Annotated in this window: 19 protein-coding genes and 1 pseudogene; 15 read left to right on the forward strand and 5 right to left on the reverse strand. The window is 45.7% G+C overall.

Features of this window, described 5'->3' with window-relative positions; genetic code table 11:
* Window positions 1–377: 377 nt before the first annotated feature.
* From AC0VYI_RS09915 to AC0VYI_RS09945, 7 genes are all read left to right on the forward strand, one after another.
* Window positions 378–1,097, forward strand: coding sequence for a GNAT family N-acetyltransferase (locus tag AC0VYI_RS09915; RefSeq protein WP_475449808.1), 720 nt, complete (start codon window positions 378–380; stop codon window positions 1,095–1,097).
* A 226-nt stretch (window positions 1,098–1,323) separates the two neighbouring features.
* Window positions 1,324–1,929 carry a glutathione S-transferase family protein gene (locus AC0VYI_RS09920; RefSeq protein ID WP_475449032.1) on the forward strand — a complete coding sequence of 202 codons (606 nt, stop codon included), beginning with the start codon at window positions 1,324–1,326 and terminating at the stop codon, window positions 1,927–1,929.
* Between the two features lie 408 nt (window positions 1,930–2,337).
* Complete coding sequence (locus tag AC0VYI_RS09925) at window positions 2,338–3,651, forward strand: ABC transporter substrate-binding protein (RefSeq protein ID WP_475449033.1); 1,314 nt, start codon at window positions 2,338–2,340, stop codon at window positions 3,649–3,651.
* 3 nt (window positions 3,652–3,654) lie between these two features.
* The gene (locus AC0VYI_RS09930; RefSeq protein WP_475449035.1) at window positions 3,655–4,401 is read left to right on the forward strand and encodes an ABC transporter ATP-binding protein; all 747 of its coding nucleotides are present in this window, start codon (window positions 3,655–3,657) and stop codon (window positions 4,399–4,401) included.
* Window positions 4,398–5,123: an ABC transporter ATP-binding protein gene (locus tag AC0VYI_RS09935; RefSeq protein ID WP_199478216.1), complete on the forward strand. Its 726-nt coding sequence runs from the start codon at window positions 4,398–4,400 to the stop codon at window positions 5,121–5,123. Before AC0VYI_RS09930 ends, AC0VYI_RS09935 begins: the two co-directional genes overlap by 4 nt.
* Window positions 5,116–6,072, forward strand: a complete 957-nt coding sequence (locus AC0VYI_RS09940) for a branched-chain amino acid ABC transporter permease (RefSeq protein WP_475449036.1) — start codon at window positions 5,116–5,118, stop codon at window positions 6,070–6,072. Before AC0VYI_RS09935 ends, AC0VYI_RS09940 begins: the two co-directional genes overlap by 8 nt.
* 6 nt (window positions 6,073–6,078) lie before the next feature.
* On the forward strand, window positions 6,079–7,098 hold the full coding sequence (locus tag AC0VYI_RS09945; protein WP_475449037.1) for a branched-chain amino acid ABC transporter permease: 1,020 nt from the start codon (window positions 6,079–6,081) through the stop codon (window positions 7,096–7,098).
* A 78-nt stretch (window positions 7,099–7,176) separates the two neighbouring features.
* Here the strand turns inward: AC0VYI_RS09945 and argC are convergent, their stop codons facing one another.
* Together argC and AC0VYI_RS09955 are read right to left on the reverse strand one after the other, a co-directional pair.
* Entirely contained in the window at window positions 7,177–8,112 is a 936-nt protein-coding gene (gene argC / locus AC0VYI_RS09950; protein ID WP_475449039.1) for an N-acetyl-gamma-glutamyl-phosphate reductase, read from the reverse strand.
* Window positions 8,113–8,256: 144 nt separating this feature from the next.
* A complete protein-coding gene (locus AC0VYI_RS09955) occupies window positions 8,257–9,519 on the reverse strand; it encodes a hypothetical protein (RefSeq protein WP_475449040.1) in 1,263 nt (420 codons plus the stop codon).
* A 301-nt stretch (window positions 9,520–9,820) separates the two neighbouring features.
* On the opposite strand from AC0VYI_RS09955, the gene AC0VYI_RS09960 reads away from it, so the two are divergent.
* The 5 genes and pseudogenes from AC0VYI_RS09960 to AC0VYI_RS09980 all read left to right on the forward strand — a co-directional run.
* Window positions 9,821–10,822 (forward strand): DnaJ C-terminal domain-containing protein, encoded by a 1,002-nt coding sequence (locus AC0VYI_RS09960; protein ID WP_475449042.1) that lies wholly within the window; start codon window positions 9,821–9,823, stop codon window positions 10,820–10,822.
* Window positions 10,823–10,825: 3 nt separating this feature from the next.
* Window positions 10,826–11,152, forward strand: coding sequence for a chaperone modulator CbpM (locus AC0VYI_RS09965; RefSeq protein ID WP_199478220.1), 327 nt, complete (start codon window positions 10,826–10,828; stop codon window positions 11,150–11,152).
* 116 nt (window positions 11,153–11,268) lie between these two features.
* Window positions 11,269–12,288, forward strand: a complete 1,020-nt coding sequence (locus tag AC0VYI_RS09970; RefSeq protein WP_475449043.1) for a permease — start codon at window positions 11,269–11,271, stop codon at window positions 12,286–12,288.
* A gap of 19 nt (window positions 12,289–12,307) precedes the next feature.
* Entirely contained in the window at window positions 12,308–12,544 is a 237-nt protein-coding gene (locus tag AC0VYI_RS09975; protein ID WP_475449044.1) for a thioredoxin family protein, read from the forward strand.
* Window positions 12,545–12,681: 137 nt separating this feature from the next.
* Window positions 12,682–12,906, forward strand: a pseudogene (locus AC0VYI_RS09980) (integrase core domain-containing protein); the annotation flags it as partial.
* Between the two features lie 40 nt (window positions 12,907–12,946).
* On the opposite strand, the gene fdhA reads toward AC0VYI_RS09980, so the two are convergent.
* From fdhA to AC0VYI_RS09995, 3 genes are all read right to left on the reverse strand, one after another.
* Entirely contained in the window at window positions 12,947–14,140 is a 1,194-nt protein-coding gene (fdhA, locus tag AC0VYI_RS09985; protein WP_475449046.1) for a formaldehyde dehydrogenase, glutathione-independent, read from the reverse strand.
* A 175-nt stretch (window positions 14,141–14,315) separates the two neighbouring features.
* Window positions 14,316–16,091: an SLC13 family permease gene (locus AC0VYI_RS09990; RefSeq protein WP_475449048.1), complete on the reverse strand. Its 1,776-nt coding sequence runs from the start codon at window positions 16,089–16,091 to the stop codon at window positions 14,316–14,318.
* Between the two features lie 605 nt (window positions 16,092–16,696).
* Window positions 16,697–17,749 (reverse strand): hypothetical protein, encoded by a 1,053-nt coding sequence (locus AC0VYI_RS09995; protein WP_475449050.1) that lies wholly within the window; start codon window positions 17,747–17,749, stop codon window positions 16,697–16,699.
* A 161-nt stretch (window positions 17,750–17,910) separates the two neighbouring features.
* Between AC0VYI_RS09995 and tnpA the strand changes: the two genes are divergently transcribed.
* The 3 genes from tnpA to tnpC are packed head-to-tail and all read left to right on the forward strand — an operon-like array spanning window position 17,911 to window position 20,185.
* Window positions 17,911–18,195, forward strand: a complete 285-nt coding sequence (tnpA, locus tag AC0VYI_RS10000) for an IS66 family insertion sequence element accessory protein TnpA (RefSeq protein ID WP_475443557.1) — start codon at window positions 17,911–17,913, stop codon at window positions 18,193–18,195.
* Window positions 18,195–18,539: an IS66 family insertion sequence element accessory protein TnpB gene (tnpB, locus tag AC0VYI_RS10005; protein WP_067021190.1), complete on the forward strand. Its 345-nt coding sequence runs from the start codon at window positions 18,195–18,197 to the stop codon at window positions 18,537–18,539. The genes tnpA and tnpB overlap by 1 nt, the downstream gene beginning before the upstream one ends.
* Window positions 18,540–18,565: 26 nt before the next feature.
* Window positions 18,566–20,185: an IS66 family transposase gene (gene tnpC / locus AC0VYI_RS10010; RefSeq protein ID WP_475443559.1), complete on the forward strand. Its 1,620-nt coding sequence runs from the start codon at window positions 18,566–18,568 to the stop codon at window positions 20,183–20,185.
* Window positions 20,186–20,206 lie beyond the last annotated feature (21 nt).

The raw sequence follows: 20,206 nt of genomic DNA on the forward strand, positions 1-20,206 counted from the left end.
CGGCACAGCCGTTCGAAGGTCGTTGGTTCCCTTTCTTATGTTATAAACAGCGGCTCCCGCAACCACTTCAATGAAATGCAAATTTGCTTGTGACAAGATCACAAATCTGACGCGGGATGGAGCAGTCTGGTAGCTCGTCGGGCTCAGCCTTTTACCCATTCGGCACAGCCGTTCGAAGGTCGTTGGTTCCCTTTCTTATGTTATAAACAGCGGCTCCCGCAACCACTTCAATGAAATGCAAATTTGCTTGTGACAAGATCACAAATCTGACGCGGGATGGAGCAGTCTGGTAGCTCGTCGGGCTCAGCCTTTTACCCATTCGGCACAGCCGTTCGAAGGTCGTTGGCTCCTTCATGCTTGAGTTTAAATAATTGGAAGTGGTCTTTTGCATTCCCCCAAAATACACCATTGTCTGGAATCAATGGAAAAGTGTTGTAGATTTTGGGGTTAAGCTGTTTATATTAAGGGTTGGTTTTTATATTGATGGGTTGGATAACGATTATGAATGTTATGTTGGTAATCTAAACTTTATTGTTCAACAAAGGCATAGGTATAAAATGTTTAAGCTTGATACGCCAAGATTGCTACTTCGTGATATGCAGTTTGATGACGAGGCCTCTTTTGTTGCGATATCTCAGGATGATAAATATCAGCGATTTTATAATGAGGATGATTGCGATCCTGACAAATACAGACAATTAACTAAGTTATTTATTGATCAGTCGCATGAGGTGCCCCGAAAAGCTTTTCAACTAGCGATTGAGCATAAAAGTAGCGGAAAATTTATTGGTACGGTTTGCCTACGTTTAGAATCAGACCACCAAGCTTCGATAGGGTGTGGAGTCTCTAGGCTATACCAAGGAAAAGGACTAACTCGGGAAGCTGCAAAAGCATTAGTGAGTTTTGGCTTTGCGGAACTTGGTGTTCATCGGCTTTATGCTGAAACGATTCGAGAAAATGTCGCCGCAGTGCGCTTGTGTCAATCGTTAGGAATGAGGCAGGAGGCCACTTTTCGCGAACATCGATTTTTCAAAGGTCAATGGTGGGATGCGGTTGTGTTGGCTATCTTGCGCAGTGAGTGGAGCCAATTACACTAGCGAGTTTAGGCTTGCTACTGTTTATCTATGGAGTGATTAATATGGTTATGGCAACCTAATGATAATGAGCGAAGTGAGAGGGATTCAATAGTAGAAAGTAAACGCCTCAAATTAGTGGCGCCATCTATGGCGCATCCTACCAAATGGCAAAGTCAGTAATACAGTGGTTTATGACAAAATTGCCTTATAAGATTAGTAACGGGTCAGATAGAAACAAGAGGTGTTTATGTTGCAAGAGCTCATTTTGTACAGTGCACAAGGTTCCAACAGTTCCGAACGAGTGGAGTGGGTTCTGGATTATAAGCGTATTCCTTATACGCGAATCGAAGTGACCAACGAGGCGTTGCATACTACCTACCGTGAAATTAATCCTTTTGGTTATGTGCCTTGTTTAGCGGTGTCGGGTCATACGCTTGTGGAATCCATGGCCATTATTGAATACATAGAAGAAACCTTCCCTCAGGATAAGCTGATAGGGGGCTCTGCTCTAGAAAGAGCGGCGGTTCGAAGTGTGTGTGAATACGTTAATGCTAGTATTCATTCCCCTCAAAATAGAACGGTACTCAAGGCGTTTCGGCCAGAGCTGACGGAGCAGTCTAAACGTGAGCTTAGAGGGCATTGGATCGCCACTTGTCTAAATCAGTTAATGGGGCAGTTGTGTGCAGACTCACCATTTGCCATAGGAAAGCATTTTTCCATTGCCGATATCTTCGTGGCCAGCATTTATAAAAAAGCACGCCAACATGGGATGGCGGAGCTGCCATTTTATCAGCAGCATTTATTATGGTTGCGACAACACGCCAGGATCCAAGCGGCAGAACCTTGCGCGTAACCCCCTTCTGAAGGCAGCCTCTTCCGTGCCATATTGAGACTTTTGCACGACTACTGCGCTTGCCAATACTTTGTTAAAGACAGGCTCAAATGCTCATCTATCGCTATAAACTCCGCTTTCCTCGTCTGTTTTTGCCGCGTTTTGGCGTCGCTCGTGACATCGTACAAAGGTCTCATATTGTTTATGAAATCATCATATTGTTTGATCGACTTTTGGTTTTTATTGACGAAATGAATAAGTCACGCCCGCTCAAAAAATGATAGTGGGGCGGGTGATACTTAACTAAAGTCATTATAAATCAATATATTAAAATAACTTTCTTAGATTTTTCGATTGACGGCATGTTCGTTGCAATCCTTTTGCTCGTGATTGATTCAGCAAAATAATAAAAATAAAGGAAGTTAAATAATGTCTAAGAACACATTGATTCGTTCGTCTGTTTCTCGCCGTCAATTCATAAAGGGTGCCAGTGGAGGTATTGTTTCTCTTGGATTGTTAGGGTCATCGTCTCTATTCGCTAATCCAGATAATGTGATCCGTATCGGGTATGTGATGCCGAGATCGGGTCCGCTCAGTTCCTTTTCCCAAGGGGACGATTTTCTTCTGAAGCAGGTTCATAAGCAACTGGCCAATGGCTTGAATATTAATGGTGTGCAGTATGCGTTGGAGTTCTTTCTTGGCGACACGCAATCAAGCACAATACGCGCGAGTCAGGTTGCCTCTGATCTGATTAATGGCAAAAACATTGATTTAATGCTGACCTCATCCACACCGGAAACGGTGAACCCCGTTGCCGATGCCTGTGAGGCCGCAGGGGTACCATGCTTATCGACCACGGCGCCATGGGAAAGTTTTTATTACGGCCGTGGGGCCAAACCTGGACAGCCTTCGCCTTTTAAATGGACCTACCATTTTTGTTTTGGGGTAGCGGATTTTTCCAAACTGTATATTGATCAATGGAGTAAGGTAAAAACCAATAACCGTGTTGGTATGTTATTACCAAATGACGCCGATGGTAATTCTATTCGGCATTTGCTTATCCCCGATTTAGAAAAAGCTGGTTATACCGTGATTGATGCGGGTCCATATGAAGATGGAGCCAGTGATTTTTCTCAACAAATTAACTTATTTAAAAAAGAACATTGCGAGATTTTTAATACCTTCCCATTTCCACCAGATTTCCCTGTATTTTGGCGACAAGCGGCGCAAAAAGGCTATGCACAGAGGGTGAAAATTGCGCAATTAGCAAAAGCAGGTTTGTTTCCTGCCGAACTGAATTCATTAGGGCGCTTGGGTTACGGCTTAGATGCTGGGGCCTATTGGCATAAAGACTTTCCATTTGCTTCAGGATCAACAGGGCTGTCAAGTCAACAAATCGCGAGTGGCTTTGAGAAAAGCACAGGAAAACAATGGAATCAGCAAGTGGGGGCCACAGCCTCTTTGTTTGATGCTGCCATTGAAGCCCTGATTCAATCCAATGCTCCTAAAGACAAAGTTGCACTGGTGATGGCCATCACGAAATTACGCACTGAAACCGCCGTCGGCATTATCGACTTTACCAAAGGCCCTGTTCCCAACTGTGCGACCACGGGGTTAGTGGGCGTGCAGTGGGTGAAAGCACAACAAGGGCCATGGGAGTTTGCGCTCAATATTGTGTCCAATGCGGACCATCCTCTGGTCAAAGTGACGAGCACAATGACGCCTTATAGAATAGGGGGTTAAAGGATGACGCTTGGTTCGACGTCGGTCATTGCCGGAATCGGGATTGATAAACACTATGGTGCTTTTCAGGTTCTTCATGGGGTGGATTTTTCTGCGAATAAGGGGGAAGCCGTTGGCATTGTGGGTCCCAATGGGGCTGGAAAAACGACTTTATTTGGTGTATTAGCCGGCTCGACAGCACCGTCAGCCGGAGTCATTACCTATCAAGATATTGATATAACGGCGACAAATGCGGCCCAACGCTGTCATGCTGGCATCGCTAGAACCCATCAGGTTCCTAGACCCTTTTTAGGGATGACGGTATTTGAAAACCTGCTCACAGCGGCGACCAATGGCGCGGGGCTGACTGGGTATGAGGCGGAAGCATTCGCTGTACGGGCTTTGATTCAGACGGGGATGTCACCGTTGGCGAACCGTCCTGCAGCGGCGCTGGGTTTGTTGGATCGTAAGCGCTTAGAACTTGCCCGCGCATTGGCAACGGCGCCTAAAGTACTGTTATTAGATGAGATTGGTGGAGGGTTGACCGAAGGCGAACTGCATCAATTGGTCACACTGATTAGTCAATTAAAAGACGATGGGCTGACCATTGTTTGGATCGAGCATATTCTCCATGCCTTGCTCAAAGTAATCGATCGCTTAGTGTGTATGAGTGAAGGCCGTGTCATTGCTCAGGGACATCCTAAGGATGTGATGAGCGATGATGAGGTTATGAAAGCCTATCTTGGTTCTGAGCTGGAGGTGGCCCTATGAGTGCTTTTATGGTCGACCAATTAGTTGCCAAGCATGGTTTATTGATGGCTGTTCGTGGTGTCTCATTTTCTCTAGAGAAGGGGGAAATACTGGCCATTGTGGGCGCAAATGGGGCGGGTAAAACCACACTATTTCGTAGTTTAAGTGGTGTGCATCCTGTGGACTCAGGGCGTATTACCCTAAATGGCGAAGACATTACCGCTTGGCCAGCCCATCAACGAGTGCGCAGCGGGTTGGCGATGGTGCCTGAAGGCCGACGTTTATTTGTCGATATGACGGTGCGCGAAAATTTACAAATCGCCGCTGAGCACGGCCGTTCAGGAGATTGGGTACTGGACAAAGTCGTGGCCGCGTTACCAGTGCTTGAGCCTATTTTGAATCAAGTGGCAGGTGGCTTATCAGGTGGGCAGCGTCAGGCTGTGGCGATTGCCCGTGCCTTGATGTGTAACCCATCGGTATTGCTATTGGATGAAGTCTCGTTGGGCTTGTCTCCTATTGCCGTAGAGGGTTTATACCAGTCTCTTGAACAGCTCAAAAAAAGCAAAGTAACCAGCATGATTATTGTTGAGCAAGATTTAAAACGTGCCATTCAATTTTCTGATCACTTGCTGTGTTTATTGGAAGGCCGTGTTGCCTTGTCTGGTTGTTCGCATGAATTGACACACAAAGCCATTACGCAAGCGTATTTTGGGTTGGAAGCAGAGGAGACTGAGAATGCTTGATGCTATTATTCAAGGCCTTCTACTAGGCGGTTACTACGCCATGCTCGCGGCGGGTCTATCCCTGCTGTTTGGTGTGGCCAAATTTATTAACTTAGCTCATGGCGATTTAGCCATCCTCGGCGCGTATCTCGTGTTGTTTGGCGTGAAAGTGTTGGGCTTATCCCCTTGGCTGTCCGTTTTATTGTCATTGCCTATCATGGGCATACTGGGCTGGTTATTGCAGAAATATTTGTTTACTCGAACTCAGGCGGCGGGTTTTTTGTTGCCCTTGCTGGTGACTTTTGGTTTGGGAGCGGTATTACAAAATGGATTATACGGCGTCTTCGGATCAGATACTCGTTCCCTTGCCAATTACATTGGCGATTTATCCTGGGATAGTTGGCAGCTTACCGATCAGATCAGCGTAGGTAAGTTACCGGTGATAACCTTTGCTTGTGCGATCCTAGTATTAGTCGGATTGCAGCTGATGCTGAGTTTTACCCGCCTTGGGCGAGCCATCCGAGCCACAGCGATCGACCCCGAAGCGGCTGAACTCAATGGCATTAATGCCAACGCCGTGCACTGCTCTGTATCCGCGATTGCAGTGATGGTGACGGGCCTTGCTGGGGCTTTTTTAGCCATGCGTGCGCAGATCACACCTTATGATGGCCCCGTGCAATTAATCTTTGCATTTGAAGCCGTTGTTATCGGTGGCATTGGTTCCCTATGGGGGACCTTGATTGGCGGCATTGTCTTAGGCATCTCTCAAAGCCTGGGCGCCACGTTAATCTCTGCACAATGGTTTCAATTAACCGGACACCTTGTGTTTCTTGCCGTTTTAACGGCTCGGTTTTACAGCGCTATTGCCCATCAACGGGGCGGTTGGCGGATGTTTCTCAAGCAGTCTTATTTTTCTATAACGGGCTCATTGCCGTCAAAAGTGACAAAAACAAAAATAAAAAATGGGTGATCTGGAATGAAAATCTCTTCACAAGTGAATACAGAAGGTTTTAGTACCGAGCATTGGTATCAAGTAGGTCGACCCGCTTTAATGGTTGGGGGCTTACTCTTCCTCGTACTTGCGACGGTGCCTTTTTGGGGCAGTGGCTTAGTGGTTGATAAACTAACAACCTTGTTTGTTTATATTCTGCTGGCTGTTATGTGGAATTTGCTAGCTGGTTATGCGGGCTTGGTATCCGTTGGGCAACAGGCATTCTTGGGGTTAGGAGGCTATTTTGCGCTGCGTCTGGTTGACATTGGTATGTCTCCTTATCCTGCGTTTATAGTGGGCGCGTTGATTTGTGCCGTGGTCGCTCTGGTGATTTCGGTATTCGCATTACGCTTAAAAGAAGGGGAGTTTGCCATTGCCATGTGGGTGACAGCGGAAGTCATTCGCATCTTAGTGATGTTTGACCCCATTGTTCAAGGGGAAACTGGTACGTCGCTATTAGCCATGAACCAGTATGCTCCGGAGCTGCGGCGTAATATTAACTTTTGGTTTGGTTTGCTGGTGGTGGCAGGCATGTTAGGGCTTGTTCTCTGGTTGGTGAACAGCCGTATTGGCGCAGCGGCCCAGGCGATTCGAGATGATGAAGAGGCTGCCAAGTCGATTGGTATTCGGGTTATGCGGGTGAAACAGATCATCTTTGTGGTGGCCGCTTTTGGTTGTGCGCTGGCGGGGTCATTGTGGCTGGCCAGTTCGGTCACCTTTCAACCAAGAACCTATTTTGGCGTGCAATGGACCGTCTTTATGTTGTTTATGGTATTAGTTGGTGGGCTCAAAACCTTTGAAGGGCCCATATTAGGTGCCATCGTTTTCTTTCTATTGCAGGAGTTTTTCGGGGACTATGGCGCTTGGTATTTAGCAGGATTGGGGGTGATTGCGATTCTCTTTGCGCTTTATGCGCCTAATGGTATTTGGGGAGAATGGCAAAACCGCAGAGGCGTACGTTTTTTACCAACAGGGGTGACATTAACGCTAAAAAATAAGGAGTAAAAAATGCCCCTCTTCGCGGCTTAGCAAAGAGGGGCTTGTTTGGGTGACTTTTGTAAGGCACTGTCACGGCTAGAGAGCTTATAGATTAACTGCTATGTCTTCCGCAAAGCCTAACATGATGTTGAGGTTTTGCACCGCCGCACCAGATGCTCCTTTACCCAAGTTGTCTAACTTCGCAACGAGAACACCAGATTGGTTGTCTGGTGCGCTTAAAACAGACAGCTCGATTTGATTGGTATTTTCCAAACCATGGGGCGTTAGGAAAGGCGCTGAGTTGTCTTTCACCACATTAAGATCGTTTACTGTCACGAACGTATCCTTAGCGTATACCTCCGCCAGCTTGGTGTGCAACTGCGCCATGGTGACCCCATCTTTTAACTGAATCGGCAAAAAGGTCAGCATCCCTTGGCGAAAATGCCCAACGCTGGGAACAAAAAGAGGGGCTTTGTCTAAGCCGGACCACATTTGCATTTCAGGAAGGTGTTTATGGCTAAAGTTCAAGCCGTAAGCCGCGAATGCCGGAGCGTTATGAGTACTTTCATAGCGATCAATCAAGGCATTACCGCCACCACTGTAGCCAGACACTGCGTTGACACTATAATCCCCCGAAGCGGGTAACAACCCTGCCTCTACTAAGGGCTTAAGCAGTAAAATCGCGCCGGTAGGGTAACAGCCTGGGTTAGAAACAAACTGCGCCTGTTGAATTTTTTCGCGTTGGGTAGCATCCAATTCAGGTAAGCCATACACCCAACCCTCAGCCACTCGATGTACTGAACTGGCATCGAGAATGCGGCAGCCTTCTTCTTTCGCCAGCGCAACACTGTCTTTTGCGGCATCGTCAGGTAAACACAAAACGGTGACATCGGCTTCTTTCATCAAACGACGCTTTTCTTCGACATCACGCTTTTTCTCAGGATCAATACTGATGATTTCAATGTTCGGATGCTTGATTAAACGATCTCTAACTTGAAGGCCTGTGGTACCTGTTTCGCCATCGATAAATACTTTTTTCACAACCTTGTTCCTGTGTTTGTTGCTGCAATTATCCCAGATTATACGTGGATTTTTTTGCCAATGCTCCCTCCTTCTTTGAGAAGGGTTCTACGTATTATCACTTAATAAAAGATTTGTCCTCAATACTTGCCTGAAAAACCGCCATTATAAAAAGACCGCGTTCACGAACGAGGCAAGAAACCACATGCATAGGGCATATCGCCAGCTATTTTTGACGATAACGCTAGCGGGTACCTGATAACGGCCTGTCATCAATAAGCCGAGGCCTGTTAACGCGCTACTCCCCGTGGAGATGGCCCAAGCACTAAAAAAGAGAAAGCCCAATTGGGTCGGCTCAGGATGCAAAGGCAACAAAATTGGGCTGACAACTGCAACGCTGATGACAGGGTGAACGCCGACATAACTGACCAATATCATTCCGGCTAAGGTTATGGCGAAGATAAATACACTGAAATGAGAGGAAGCGACATCAAAGACCTGTGGGTAACACAAAATAATGGCTTTGATGCCATTTGAAAACAGGCCTGCCGCAAGAAACAGCGCAAATTGGCTGCCAATACGGGGTAACTTATCATCCACAAAGCTCAGCAGCGCTTGTTTTCTAGGTCGAGCTTTCATGAGTAACATGGTTGCTATTGGCGCGATCAGACAAATAAGCACCAAGATACTGACGTTTTGCCAGGTAAAATGGCAGATGATGACTGCAATGGACAAAAGCAAGGGTACAAACAGACTTTCGCGCCGGATGGGATAGCCTTCAAAATCGCCCTTGGTGCGTCGATAGGCTTGAATCGTAGAAAAAGCCACAGACATTAACCCCATGAATATGCCGGGGATTACCGTGTGTTGCCATTTCATCCCAGGGGCATAGGTCAGGGCAACCCCGGTTGCGACAAAAAATGGTGACCACCAAGCGGCGGCGGAAAAGCTGCGAGTGATGACAAATTGTTGTGTTGAGCTTAAGCGCCCAATGCCTTTCATACGATCAGCAAAGACCATAATGACCGACATATTAATCACCGCCCCCAATAATTGCACCCCAAAAGCCGTATTCACAATGGCTTTTAGCCCTTTTGGTAAGGGGCGAGTGGTATCTCTTGAGCTGGTTAAATCCAAAAAAGACACCGCAACGAACATGGCAAGCATGGGTAAATTGATGGCCAGTACTTCTCGCCATGTCATCCAAATGCCTTGTGTTGCCGCAAAGATCAGAGCAAGCACGCCGATGCCCATTAAAATAAGCACCTGACGTTTCGCGCCTTTGGGCAGAGTTTTCCACATTGCCGCATTAGCGCCCCAAGCACATAAGGTTGGCAACGCGGTACTTACCCAGTCTGCGACCGATAAAAGATAAAAAACGAGTGTCCCTAACACCAGCCATCCGGTGAATTTGTTTAAAGCAGGCATAATATGCAGCGTATCCTTAAGCTCGGCATCGTGTTATGTAAGAACGGTAAAAAGAGAGGGCGAGCGTATCGCATTCGATACGATCATAATGCGATATCTTGCTGCTGTCAGCAAGTTGCCATACAAGTATTGATAACAAAAAAACACGGCAGGTTTAGTTAGCTTTTATTAAGCATGGAGTTTTATAGATCTAAATCAGGCTTGTTTGAAATTTAAACTCTAATTCATTAGAAAAAGCCTATGATGGATGTTTAGTGATTCGCGATAGCAGCGTTACGAGCGAATATCTTTAGTAAGAGGAGTGACGTTACGATGGAAGCAGAACACCATGGAGTTTAAAGACTACTACAAGATTCTCGGCGTCAGTGAACAAGCCGATGCCTCCGAAATAAAAGCGAGCTATCGAAAGCTGGCCAGAAAATATCATCCTGATGTCAGCAAAGAAGCCAATGCTGAGCAGCAATTCAAAGAAGTAGGCGAAGCCTACGCCGTATTAAAAGACACTGAAAAACGCGCTGAATACGATTTATTACGTCAGCAAGGAACCCGGCGAGCCGATGGTGGATTCCAGCCACCGCCAGATTGGCAGTCGTCTCAGGCAGACCACAGACAATACAGCCACAGTTCGAGTGGCGACTTTAGTGATTTCTTCTATTCTATTTTTGGAGCAAATGGAGGCAGATTTCATCAAGCAGATGGTTTCCAACGCCAAGCGAATCAACGTGGTCGCGATATGCACCACAAAATTGCTTTATTTCTAGAAGAAGCCTATGCAGGCTGCCAACGACAAATTTCGTTTTTGGTGTTTGAGCCTGATCAAAATGGTTTTTCAAGACAAAGAGAAAAGACCCTAAATGTCAAAATTCCTGCTGGTGTCACGCAAGGTCAGCATATCCGCTTGGCTGGACAAGGCGAGGCAGGCGTTGGCAATGGCAATGGCAAAGCGGGTGATTTATTACTGGAAATCGAATTCGCTCCCCACCCTTATTTTGCCGTCGATGGTGTCAATATTTTACTCACCTTACCCGTTACCTGTTGGGAAGCCGCTTTAGGGGCAACCATTGAAGTACCGACCATCAGTGGCAAAGTGAAGGTGAAGGTTCCCAAAGGGGCCAGCAGTGGTAATAAGCTGCGCATCAAAGGCAAAGGTCTGCTCGGCAAAGGCGGTAAGACCCCTGGCGACCAAATTGTCACACTACAAGTGCATTTGCCTAAGACACACAGCGCCGAAGCTGAAGCACTTTATCGACAATTGTCTGAGTGTGAAGCCAACTTTAACCCACGACACGTTTTCGAGAGGTAGATCATGACCAAATCAGAAATAGTGGTTATCGAATCGCCAAGTGAATATCGAATATTTACCTTAGAGGAATTCTGTGAGCGATGCGGAGCTCATGTGGATCTCATCGTCGAGATGGTCGAATACGGCATTGTCGAACCGATTGAGCAGCCGTCACCATCGGATTGGTATTTTAATTCTCATGCCTTAGTAAGATTGCAACGAGCACAACGCTTGATGGAAGGCTTGGAATTGAATTTATCGGGTGTGGCTCTGACCCTTGAATTGCTGGATGAAATTGACGATCTGCAAAAACACATCGCCATTCTTAAAAGCCAGCTTCCCTCTAGCTAAGAATAGAGAGTTAGAACGAAGTCACTAGGAAACAGTGGTTAGGAAGCATTACCTAAAAAAGAACCTAAGATGAGTCCTTAAAACCACCATGCCATGCTTACCAGCGGGGGCAAACTATGTTTCAGATATTTACAGCATTTGCGGATTGGTTTGCCTTCCAGCTGTTAGGCTTATCGCCAGCCAGCAAACTCGGCGACGCCGTGCACTTTTTCGTCGAAGATGTGAGTAAAATCGCCGTCTTACTGGTGGTGATGATTTATTTGATCTCCTTGCTTCGCGCTTCATTAAACGTGGAGCGAGTACGAGATTATTTAAGTGGTAAGCATCGTGCTGTTGGTTACCTATTAGGATCGGCTTTTGGTGCTATCACACCTTTTTGTTCCTGCTCTAGTATTCCTGTTTTTTTAGGCTTCACCTCTGCTGGTATTCCCATCGGCATTACCATGTCATTTCTGATTACTTCTCCCTTGATCAACGAAGTGGCTGTATTGCTGCTGTTGAGTTTACTGGGTTGGAAGTTCACTCTCTTATATGTGGTGGCAGGCATGGTCGTCGGTATTTTAGGCGGTGTGTTTTTGGATGCCATCAAAGCCGAACGTTGGCTGCAATCTTTCGCTTTAGAAGCCTTACAACGGGGGCGAATAGAATCCGCGACGAATACAAATACGACAGCCAATAAAGCAACAGAAGCGAACCAGCCCACTAAATTGACTTGGCCTGAGCGTCATCAGTTTGCCAAAACAGAAACCACGGATATTTTTTCTCGCGTTTGGCTCTGGGTCATTGTGGGCGTGGGATTAGGCGCAGCGCTACATGGTTTTGTTCCTAATGGCTGGATCGAAGCGAATTTAGGCGGTCGCCAATGGTGGTCGGTTCCTGTGGCCGTATTATTGGGCATCCCTTTGTATTCCAATGCCGTTGGCGTGATTCCCATTATGGAAAGTTTAATCGTAAATGGCTTGCCAATCGGCACCGCACTGGCGTTTTGCATGAGCACTGTCGCCGCCAGTTTTCCGGAATTTATTTTGCTCAAGCAAGTCATGCATTGGCGATTATTAGCCGTTTTATTTGCCATCTTATTGGTGTCATTCACACTACTAGGTTGGGTATTTAATGGCCTTGTGGCTTTTTTATAAAATCATCAGAGGAAAAATCATGAAAACCTTCAAAGTACTTGGTTCAGGCTGCACAAAATGCCAAAACACCGAAAAGAAACTCAAGCAAACCGCTGAAAAAGCAGGCATTGAAATCGTTGTTGAGAAAATACAAAGCCCAGAACAAATCATGGCGTACGGCGTGATGAGAACGCCAGCGGTTGTTATGAATGAGAAAGTGATCCATCAGGGAAGCATTCCCTCAACCGAGAATGTTGAATCTTGGCTTCGTAGCTAACTGCTTTTGAATTAAAAAACGAGACAGAAATAAGTATTCACCGCCAAATACACAGCTTAGAAAAGCACTATACGGAGCTGCTTTTTTTTGGAGGCAGTCCTGAAATACGTTGACATAAACAGGCTCAAGTTCACTTAATGCGACCATCAATGACGGATGGGTATGATGGCTACCAAAACGCTCTAGCAGAGAGAGTGAACGGCATTTTGAAACTGGAGTTTCTGATATATGATTGCCAGACCTTCGACGATCTTGCTGTTTGGATTAATGAATCAGTCAATATGTATAATCATTTAAGTATTAAAATGAAGACACCAAATCAAGTGCGGAAAGAGAAAGGCCAGCTACGGGAGCTGGCCTAACAACCGTCAACTTATTTTAGGACGACACATAATTAACTGATTAGCTCACCATTTTATGAGGGTCGATAACGAATTTTTTCGCTGCGCCGCCATCAAAATCAGCATAGCCTTGTGGTGCTTCGTCTAGGGATATCATTTGCACGTTCACGGCTTTAGCAATGTCAATTTTATCAAACAAGATGGCTTGCATCAGTGCTCTATGGTACTTCATCACAGGGCATTGGCCTGTATGTAGAGAATGAGATTTTGCCCATCCAAGTCCAAAACGCATGCTTAAGCTACCATGTTTTGCTGCATCATCTTGGGCGCCTGGGTCTTCTGTTACATATAGCCCTGGAATACCAATCTGACCGCCAGCGCGGGTCATTTGCATCGCAGAGTTCAATACCACAGCAGGGGCTTCTTGATGGTGGTTGCAGCCACAAGCATGAGCTTCAAAACCGACACAGTCCACGAACGCATCCACTTCGCGATCACCAAGAATGGCTTCAATCTTATCTTGAATATCGCCATCTTCTTTTAGATCAATAGTTTCACAGCCAAATGAACGGGCTTGATTCAGACGATCTTCGATCATGTCACCAACGATGACACAGGCTGCTCCTAGTAAATGAGCCGAGGCCGCCGCCGCTAAACCAACCGGACCTGCCCCTGCAATGTAGACGGTAGAACCTGGACCAACGCCAGCCGTTACACAGCCGTGGTAACCCGTTGGGAAGATATCAGACAACAGTGTGAGGCTTTGGATTTTTTCGCGGGCTTGGTCCGCATCAGGGAATTTAAGTAGGTTAAAATCAGCGTAAGGCACCATGACGTAGTCAGCTTGTCCACCAACCCAGCCGCCCATATCGACATAACCATAGGCCGCTCCTGGTCGAGCAGGGTTAACATTCAAACAGATACCTGTTTTGCCTTCCTTACAATTACGGCAACGGCCGCAGGCAATGTTAAATGGCACAGACACCAAATCACCCACTTTGATGAACTCAACATCTCGTCCACACTCGATGACTTCACCTGTGATTTCATGCCCGAGTACTAATCCTGTTGGGGCGGTGGTTCGACCACGAACCATGTGCTGATCGCTACCGCATATGTTAGTGGTGACGACTTTCAGGATAACACCGTGATGGCACTGACGTTTTCCTAAAGACAATTCAGGGAAGGGAATCGGATTGACTTTGACTGTACCATTACCTTGATAGACGACACCGCGATTTGCATGATTGTTCATATACGACATCCTTTTTTATTTTATGTATGGAATGACTGGTCATAATGTCACCAATCACCATTAGGATAGACCTTTTCACGACCCAAAAACACGCCAAAAGCGACTTCTTAGAAGTCGCTTTTTATCCTTTCTTATTTTATCCGCAATTGTAGTAACTAAGGATAATTGAAGAGAACTATTGGTGTAAGGGCCAAAAGTTAATTAATAACGTAAGGGTAACGATGCCGACAAAAATGTTCATGGGAAGGCTAACTTTTAGGAAGTCCCCAAAGCGATAGTTCCCTGGGCCGTACACCATTAGATTAGTTTGATAACCAAGTGGCGTAGCGAAGCTGGCCGACGCGGCCATCATAATGGCGAAGATAAAGGGTTCTTGGTTTAATCCCGCCTTATTGGTGATTTCTAATACGATCGGTAGCATCAAGAGAGCGGCGGCATTATTGGTGATCACTTCGGTTAATATGGAGATAGTGATGTACGTGAGGATCAACAAAAGCACGGCGTTGCCAGCGCTTAACGCCACTATGTTGGTCGCAATATACTCGGCAACTCCTGTTTTTTGTAAGGCAGCGCCAAGGGCAAACGAGGCAGCAATGGTGATGATCACGGTTAAATCAATGCTTTTTTCCGCTTGAGAGACACTCAAACAGCCCGTTAACAGCATCAACCCAGCCCCTAACAGAGCTGCATTGAGCATAGATATCACACCAAAACCTGCTGCTACCACAACCGACGTGAGAATCGCCCACGCTAAATAGGCCTTTTCATGGCGTGGGGTATCGTGATCAAGCTCATTCATCAGCAAAAAGTCTTTGTTATATTGTTGACGAGTGACAAAGGCGGGACGAGCTTCTAATAAAAGCGTATCGCCTGCGCGCAGGGTAATGTTCCCTAAATTGCCTTTTACCCGTTCCCCCGCTCTGGCAACCGCCAATACCGCAGCCCCGTAGCGGTTACGAAACTGGGCACTACGAATATTGCTGCCAATGACATCACAGTGAGGTGAAACAACCGCTTCAACAAGGCGTCGTCCTGCTTTCGGCTCTTTGAGAGTGTCCAGATGATCATCGTGTTGTGGGGCACTTAACCCGTGAATTTTTAGCAAATCTGAAATCGCCTCCGTATCGCCAGCAAATACAAGGCGGTCGTTAGCAAATAAGATCTCATCTGACGACACGGCAGAAATGCTGGCACCGTTGCGTTCAATCTCAACCAAATAAATGCGCTTGATATCACGCAGGCCAGCGTTTTCAACGGATCGACCCACTAAGGGACCATGTTCTGTCACCATCACTTCTAGAGTAAATTCTCTAACATTTGCAAACGCTTGATTGTCTTTCTTATTGGGTAACAGCTTAGGAAAGAAGATAAGCATAAATAGCCCGCCAAGAATGGCCACTGGCAAACCTAGGACAGTGATATCGAACAAGCTAAAACCTGCGTGGCCCGTTAAGGCTTTATATTGCCCATTAACAATCAAATTCGTACTGGTGCCGATTAACGTCACTGTACCCCCCAAAATGGCCGTATAACTCAATGGGATCATTAATTTAGAGGCTGGTATATTGATCTTTTTGCACCACGAATGAATCGCTGGGATCATGGTGGCGACCACTGGGGTGTTATTTAAAAAAGCACTCAGAAAAGCAACAGGGAAAAATATGCGAAGCAAGGCCGAACGTTCGGACTTTGGTGAGCCTAAGAGCTTGTTGACTAACAAATCGACACCGCCTGAGGAATGAATGCCCGCTGCCACCACAAACATCGCCGCGACCGTAATCAACCCTGTATTACTAAACCCTGCAAGGGCCTCCTTAGGGGATAAAATGCCAAATAAACTGAGCAAGGTCAGCGCTCCCATCATCACAATGTGAGGGCCAATGCGTGAAACGATTAATGTAGCTAAAACAACAATGGTAAGAGTTAACGAAAACCAACCGTCCCAACCCATATAGGCTCCTAGTTTGATGGCAAAGAAAAGAATCAGATAAAAGGCATTCTAGAGTGTGTTTTAAGAATTAAAAGAAATAAAAAATTATTTTTATATTTCTATATAGAATATAAGTTTAAGTTATAAGAAATAGAGAAAAGCCTCGCTCTGACCACAGCTTAGGGGGGGAGTAATCATATTGTGGACATGAAACAGCCGCATATGCTGATCATCAATGTACGATTTGGCGTTATTGCTAAGTGTTCTCTTTCTGTGACAGAAGCATTAGCCCGACTTTTTCTTACAGCATCATTAGAGGCTAATAAGGTTGAGGGTCCTTTGTTCAACAGGTCGTCGCCAATGCTGCATCACCATTTTTGGATCATGATAGGTAGATCTATTTGAGGTATTGAGCGGGTGATGCGCAGCCGACTAATAACGCAATAGCGCTTGCCATAGATAAGTTCAACATCTTTTTGGCAAAAATATCTGATTAGTTTTTCATTAGCTTTCTCTTTGAACATTGTTTTAAGGTAAATGATTTAAATAAGATTTATATTTATCAAGATAATTTAAACAACGCGACGCTATTTAATGATGAGTGTTTTTTAATTGTTGACCTATTATTAAAATGTATAAGTCACCTTAGCAAGCAGGGATGTTCCGCTAAAGCTCTCAACTTTATTTTTGCTATTAAGAATAGGGGTGTTGTCAAAACCTCGTCTAAAAGATCTGTTTGGGCCACCGGCAAGGCTCAATTTTAAGCCTTTTACTTGAGTAGGTTTATAGAAAATAATGGCACCAATCTCGTATTCATCTAAGCTTTGTCCTTTATAGTCAAACCCAAAACCATAGCGACCACGGATACTGACTTTAACCTCATCACTTACTTTATGAGCATAGCTTAGATACACCATGCTCTCGTTGTTATTATAGAAGTCCTTCGTGAGACCGCTTGCTATTGTGTCATTGTTCCCTTTTGTATTTCCTGATAAATTATTGTCAAACCGACCTAAGGTGCCTTTTTTATTCGCCGATACATAGGTATAACCGACCGAAATAAAATGGGAGGGAAAAAAGAAAGTCGATTTTATTTCAGCAAGATAGGTACTGTTATCAAACGTACGATTACGAGGTGACATATTTTTATATTTCGATAAAGCATTCACATAGAATACTTTTCCTTCTAATTTGGTGGACTTCACCATAGTGTTATAACCTAGAAAATAGGTTCGTAAATACCCTTGGCCCTCGCCAATATAGGCTCTAAAAGATTGTTCTTGGTATTGATATCTTGCATCCACCGTATAAATATAGTCGATGTCTTTATTGTCTTTGGTTAATAAACTTTCTCGGCTTGATGAGTTGGCATCTGAGTATTGTGTTAAATAGCCTGATTTGATATTCCAATGTTTTGATATCGCCTCTGATGTGATCCCGTAGTAGGAGCTTGAGGTCACGACCCCATCTCGTGACACGCCACCAAAGAACTTTAAAACACGCAGACCTTCATATAAGCGAACATCAAAATCTGAGATGTTAAATTGTTGTTTTAGACTAGCGTTAGACACTTTGGAAAAACCTTTAGCAGTGATATTACCGTTTTTATCAACTTCCTTTTTTAGCGCTTTTCTAACATAAAATTTATCGCCATATGCTATCGGTTCAATGGCATACAATCCGAAATCAAAGCCAAAGGTATCGTTTATATAAGGAGATTTAAAATCATAAGAGGCAGTTTGAACGTAAGCGTTCATTCTACGCCGTTATTTCATCCCATCTTTTTGCACTCTAAACTGGACTCCGTTTTCATCTCATCACCGATAACGGAGTCCAACCCATGACCAAACCCTATACCCGTCGTTCTTCTTCTGAATGGCAACAAATCATTGACGATCAAGCCGAGTCTGGCTTATCCGCCCCTCAATACTGCGAACAGCATCAGGTGAGTTACGCCAGTTTTAGTAAATGGCGTCAGCATTTTTCGGGAACTAAAGCCTCGCCAGATTCTAGTCACTCAGACTTTATCGATCTCAGTCAGGTGCCCACTCTCTCAGGTACTGGACGTTGGAACATTACCTTGTGTTTAGGTGATGGTGTTGAGCTTCGATTGAGTCGTGACTGATGTTCCTGCCCGATCCCAATGCTAAAATTTGGTTGCATACCCAACCCACAGATATGCGTAAATCCTATCGTGGCTTATTAGGGCTGATCAAACAACACCTCAAAGAAAACCCACTCATCGGGTATTTTGTCTTCATTAACCGGCGCAAAACCCAGATGAAAATCCTCTATTTTGACACCTCTGGTTATTGCATTTGGTGTAAACGACTGTCGCAGGGGCAGTTCAATTATGCGTCATCAGAAAACGCTAAACACGCCCTAAGTGTGATTGAATTGCAGCACCTCTTAGCGGGCATAAAAGTCGAAAAATATCGTCAATTTAAACGCTACAAGCGAGCATCATGACAAGTTGGATGGTATAATCCAACCCCATGAATGACGCCACTTACCGACCTATTTTACCCTTCAAAAACATCGACTTGCTTCACACGAATGAGGTCGAAAAACTGCGTGCTGAAAACGAAGCTATGTCTTCAAGAATCCGCCAATACGAAGCGGAAGTGCACATGCTAAAGCGTGAGTTATTTGGGCCGAAAAGCGAACGTCGTACCTTACTCACACCAGATCAACAAGCCCTCGCTGATATCGTGGGTCCGATGTCAGCCGAACCAACCCGCGTAGAAGAAGAGTCTATCGTTGAGAAGGACAAACCTGAGTCTGCCAATGTTCGTGGCAAAGCGCCCAAGTTTCGTAAAGGCAATGAAATTAACATCACCGGATTGCGTTTTGATGAGTCTATACCGGTTCGTGAAAAGGTTATCTTAGCGGACGAATTACAAGGCCCCAATGCGCACGAATACGAAGAAGTCGGCTTCAAAGACGTCAGCCGCATCGTACAAAAAACCAGTGCCTATGAAGTCGTCATCACCAAACGTCAGGTGGTGAAGCACAAAACCAGTAAACAGCTCATTACCGCGCCACAGCCGGATCTGATTTTTGACAGTTCCCTCGCGGATGTGAGTTTTATCGTTGGCTTACTGGTTAATAAGTTCTTGTATCACTTACCCCTTTATCGTCAACACCAACAGCTTAGCGCTTCCGGCATCACCCTCAGTCGTGCAACGCTCACAAACCTCACCAAACGCGGGATCGAACTGTTACGACCCATTGTGGTAGAGCAACTGATTAGTGTGCTGGACAGCAAGGTACTGGCCATGGATGAGACACCGATAAAAGCCACCCGCCAGCCTGGGGTAGGCAACCAACCCGGCAAAATGAAGCAAGCGTATTTTTGGCCCATCTATGGCGAGCAGGACGAAGTGGTGTTTACCTTCTCCCAAAGCCGTGGCATGAAACACATCCAAGACTTACTGGATCATGTTTGGCAGGGTACCTTACTGACCGATGGTTATGCCGCTTACAGTCGTTACGAAGCCACCTCACCGGAGGTCACTCATGCTCAGTGTTGGGTGCACATGCGTCGTCAGCTACTGAAAGCCGAAATGGAAGAAACCGAGGCCGTCACCCACGCGCTGAACCTGATTGCCGCCTTGTACCAGTACGAAAGCCATATCAAACAGAAAGGTTGGTCAGATGAGAAAAAACAAGATTACCGAGTGCAACACAGTAAGCCCTTAGTGGATCAATTTTTTGCCTTCTGCGAAGAACAAACCCAACGGGCTGACCTATTACCAGACGATACCTGGATGAAAGCGTTGAACTACACCTTAAAGCGCAAACGCCAACTGATGGTCTTTTTGGAAAATCCAAACGTTGCCATGGACACCAACCACCTAGAGCGAGAGATAAGACCCATCCCAATGGGTAAGAAGAATTGGCTCTTCTGTTGGACAGAACTGGGCGCCGAACATGTCGGCATCATCCAAAGCTTGATCAGCACCTGCAAGCTGCACGACATCGACCCCAACGTCTACCTGACGGATGTCCTACAACGAGTCAGCCAGCATCCAGCCAAAGACATCGCGGACTTAACACCAATACGATGGAAGCAACTGTTCGCAGACAACCCGTTGAAATCGCCCTTACTCTGAGTCAGTGGCTATCAATGATAG

Source organism: Marinomonas sp. 63XJN7_9_ISO-PGPR-S23-217, from assembly GCF_056173515.1.